The following is a 2,589-nucleotide window of genomic DNA, read 5'->3' as shown; positions in this document are numbered from 1 at the left end:
CGGATCAGTGCTGCGGCGGTTCGGCATCCCGCGCGGGCTCGCGGGCCTTCGCCCCGTCACGCAAGCTGCGGTTGGTGGACCGCAGATCGGTGTTGTCCGCGGACAACTCGGCGTTGTCGTCCTCGAGCGACAGGATCCGGGCGATGCCGGCGAGGTTGACGCCGTCGTCGACCAGGGCGCTGATGCGTTGCAGCCGGGCCAGGTCGTCGGCACTGTAGCGCCGCGTCCCCCCTTCGCTCCGGGCGGGCGTCAGCAGTCCATGGCGCTCGTAGAGCCGTAGCGACTGCACCGCGACACCGGAGAGTTCGGCGGCTACCGAGATTCCGTACACGCCGCGATCGGGCGCCGGCGCACCACCATCGCCGGGCTGATCAGGCATCACGGCATCTCCTCCAAAAAGCTGTGCAGAAAAAGTGTTTAGCACAGTTGCGTTGATATGTCGATAGTGCTATAAGAAATCTATGTCATCCGACATAGGATTATGTGATTCACCACAATAGGTTAGGAGTGAGAGGTGACCGCCATGCTGATGCGCACCGACCCGTTCCGCGATCTGGATCGCTTCACCCAGCAGGTATTCGGCACCGCGGCCCGGCCCGCGGTGATGCCAATGGATGCCTGGCGAGACGGGGAGAACTTCGTCGTCGAGTTCGATCTTCCGGGCATCGACGCCGAATCGCTGGACATCGACATCGAGCGCAACGTGGTGACCGTGCGCGCGGAGCGTCCGGCCCTGGACCCGAACCGGGAGATGCTGGCCACCGAGCGGCCTCGCGGCGTCTTCAGCCGCCAGCTCGTCCTCGGCGAAAATCTCGACACAGACAAGATCGAAGCCACCTACCGCGAAGGCGTCCTGAGGTTGCACATCCCGGTCGCGGAAAAGGCCAAGCCGCGCAAGATCGCCGTCGACCGCGGCGGGAAGACCGCCCTCAAAGACAACGCCCTCAAAGACAACGCCCTCAAGGACAACGCCCTCAAGGACAACGCCCTCAAACGCGAGGTGATCGACGCGTGATCGACCGGCGGGAGGGCGGCGGTCGCCGCCCGGCATTCCCAGCCGCCGCCCTCCCGTCCGGAATTCATCACGGCAGGCACAGGCCGGCGACGGCGCGCCACCGGGAGGCGGCTCAGCCCGTCGGCGCCGGGGCCCGCCTGCGGCGCTGCGCGCGGCTCGCCGCGACCAACTGCGCCACCCCGTTCTCGATTCCCGCGGCAAGTTCCCCGATGTCGGATGCGGCGTCGAAGTCGGCGCTGATGCCGAAGACAAACGCGTCGGCGTAGCTGACCATTGCGATACCAGTGCGCACCTGCAGGGCGATGGGCGGGACCGGCAGGATCTCCAGCACCCGCCGGCCCAGCAGCCGCTGCCGGCCACGCGGGCCGGGCACGTTGGTCGCCAGGCCGACGACGGCGCGCTGCGGCAGACGCGCCAGCAGCCGAATCGCCCACGCCGAGAACACGAATGGCACGGCGCCGGCCGCCCACACCGCCGCGCTGCCGCCCTCGCTCTGACCGCTGGCTTTGACCCGGGTGAGGCGTTCGCCCACCAGCTCCAGCTGCCGCACCGGGTCCGGCTCGTCGACCGGCAGCAGCGGCAGCATCGCCGAGACCTGGTTGTCGGTGGCTGCGAAGTGGTCGGCCGTGCGCACCGATACGGGAACGAGGGTGCGCAGCGAATCGCGGTCGGGCCGTTCTCCTCGCTGCAGCAAGACGCTGCGATAGCTGTTCGTGATCGCTGCCAGTGCAACGTCGTTGAGCGTCACGCCGAACGTCCGGGACACCCGCTGAAGGTCGGCCAGCCGGACCCGGGCCACGCTGTAGCGCCGCATCGTCGTGAGGGGTCCGTTCAGTGACGACGGCCGCGCCGGCCGCAGCAAGCCGGCCGTCAGCTCGGCGGCACCGACGGCGGCGTGTTCGGCCACCAGAGCGCTGCGCCTGATTTCGCGCATCCAGCTCAGCGGATTCAGGTTGATCCTCGCCAGGTTCACACCCCGGCGCCTTGGGCCTTTACTGCCGGCGATGTCGGTGGCGAACGTGCCGGCGTCGTCGTCGCCGAACTTCACCATGATCTGCGTGGTCGCGATGCCGTCGGCGATGCAGTGGTGCAGTTTGGTCAGCACGGCCCACCGTTCGTCGCCGAGTCCCTCGATGATCCAGCAGTCCCACAACGGGCGCTCGCGGTCGAGCCGGCGCTCCATCAGGGCGGCGATCATCTCGAAGAGCTCGGCGTCGCCGCCGGGGTGCGGCAGCGCAGCCCGGTGCAGGTGGCGCGACAGGTCGAAGTGCGGGTCGTCTATCCATTCCGGTGGCTGCAGATCGAGCGGATGGGTTCGCAGCACCTGACGCAAGCGCGGGATCGTCGCGGCCCGCTGCGCGAATGCCGCGACGAAATCCTCGTAGCGCGGAGCCGGCCCCTCGATGATCGACACCCCGCCCACCGCGAGGCTCACATGCGGGTCGGCGTCCTCGACCTCCAGGAACGCGGCATCCAGGACGGTCAACTGCTCCATCCCATCACTGTCCGCCACGGCAGCGCCCGCGATCAGGGCCGGAAGTCCTCACCTTCGATGCCAAACGCATGCTCTGCGG

General features: G+C 68.3%; 3 protein-coding genes. 1 reads left to right on the top strand and 2 read right to left on the bottom strand.

The genetic code is table 11. The features are described from left to right. Positions 1–4: 4 nt before the first annotated feature. A complete protein-coding gene (locus tag AC2VOK_RS04380; RefSeq protein WP_428899396.1) occupies positions 5–379 on the bottom strand; it encodes a MerR family transcriptional regulator in 375 nt (124 codons plus the stop codon). Positions 380–523: 144 nt separating this feature from the next. On the opposite strand from AC2VOK_RS04380, the gene AC2VOK_RS04375 reads away from it, so the two are divergent. Next, a complete protein-coding gene (locus AC2VOK_RS04375) occupies positions 524–1,015 on the top strand; it encodes an Hsp20/alpha crystallin family protein (RefSeq protein ID WP_428899397.1) in 492 nt (163 codons plus the stop codon). Between the two features lie 112 nt (positions 1,016–1,127). Here the strand turns inward: AC2VOK_RS04375 and AC2VOK_RS04370 are convergent, their stop codons facing one another. Continuing rightward, the gene (locus AC2VOK_RS04370) at positions 1,128–2,510 is read right to left on the bottom strand and encodes a wax ester/triacylglycerol synthase family O-acyltransferase (protein WP_428899395.1); all 1,383 of its coding nucleotides are present in this window, start codon (positions 2,508–2,510) and stop codon (positions 1,128–1,130) included. Positions 2,511–2,589: the final 79 nt, after the last annotated feature.

The organism is Mycobacterium sp. TH-M116, from assembly GCF_057473685.1.
Note: the sequence above shows the minus strand (reverse complement) of the source record. Positions and strands in the feature narration are given on the sequence as shown.